Origin of the sequence: Capnocytophaga sp. oral taxon 332 str. F0381 (assembly GCF_000318275.2) — a bacterium.
Classification (GTDB): domain Bacteria; phylum Bacteroidota; class Bacteroidia; order Flavobacteriales; family Flavobacteriaceae; genus Capnocytophaga; species Capnocytophaga bilenii.
Map to the genome: position 1 here is coordinate 1 of NZ_KB291259.1, position 1205 is coordinate 1205.

Consider the following 1205-nt stretch of genomic DNA (forward strand, 5'->3'; position numbering starts at 1 on the left):
TTGCAGCTCGTGCCCAATTCAAAATTCACAATTCATAATTCCCCTCGCACTATCTAAAGCCATTATAGGCTTGAAAAACTCTTTTCTCTATGATGGGTAAAGGAATATGGTAGGGTAATTCTTTTGTATTGTATTGATTAGTAAGCTGTTGAGATTTTAACAACACATTTGAAACATTACCTAATTAATAAACTAACAAATCATTAATTTCTATTTTAGGAACACAATTGATGATATATCCACTTAAAAATAGAACTAAATCACTTCTACCTTCTTCAATAGTCCATAAAGGGATATAAATATCTAATCGTTTTACTTTTTCTATATAATAAACACTAGCCTCTTTAAAAGCATTATTTGGTAAAACAGTAATAGTATGATTGTATTCTGAAACAATTCTTTTAATATCTTCTATGTTAGTTCTACCATATTGATCTTTTTCTAAAATAGCATTATAATTGTTACTTGATATATTGCTAACTAATTCTTCTATTAAAGGTTTAAAGTCATTTATGTGTAAGTCCATAATAGCTTATTTAGTTTTACCCCCCCCCGCTAGCGCAAGCTTGCAGCTTGTGCCCAATTCAAAAATTCACAATTCAAAATTCATAATTCCCCTCGCACTATTTAGAGTGCTTTATAGGCTTAAAAAACTCTTTTCTCTATGGTAGGTAAAAGAAATAGTAGAGCAGTTCTCTTGTATTTTATTGATTAGTAAGCTGTTGGAATTTTAACAACACATCTGGAACATTACCGGTACGAGCTACAAGCTCGCACCAGCAGGGTAATACATTTCCTATCTCTTTAAAGATATTCTCATTTTAGTATATTTAGATTCTAGCACCTCCATCAACAAGCTTAAAATTTCCTTTACAGCTATATCTTCAGTTTTGTGATACTTTTGTCTCATATACTCATAAGTTGTCTCAGTACCTTCATATTCCATTACTAAAAAAATATGATCTGACAATTCATCTGCAGGAAGGTCAGGATGTTTCATACAAATATTTACCATTATAACTAATGCTAACTCCCAAGAATGTTTGGAAAGTTCATTGTTAGCGTATTCAAATATACTTTCTATGTTAGAATAATCTAATTGCTCACAATGCTTTATAAGATCTGTGTATTTTTGCTCTATATTCATTTTTTTTCTAATTATTTGTTCTCGCCCCGCTGGCGCAAGCTTGCAGCTTGTACCCAAT

2 protein-coding genes are annotated in these 1205 nt (G+C 31.1%); both read right to left on the reverse strand.

Going from position 1 to position 1205, the window contains the following annotated elements:
* Positions 1 to 184 precede the first annotated feature (184 nt).
* Positions 185 to 526: a hypothetical protein gene (locus HMPREF9075_RS01175; RefSeq protein WP_009414765.1), complete on the reverse strand. Its 342-nt coding sequence runs from the start codon at positions 524 to 526 to the stop codon at positions 185 to 187.
* A 270-nt stretch (positions 527 to 796) separates the two neighbouring features.
* Positions 797 to 1205 (reverse strand): hypothetical protein (locus HMPREF9075_RS01180; RefSeq protein ID WP_232305031.1); only part of this gene is annotated, 409 nt, incomplete at its 5' end.

Coding starts and splice junctions, on each gene's coding strand:
- HMPREF9075_RS01175 (WP_009414765.1), bottom strand. CDS start 526: ATGGACTTACACATAAATGACTTTAAACCTTTAATAGAAGAATTAGTT.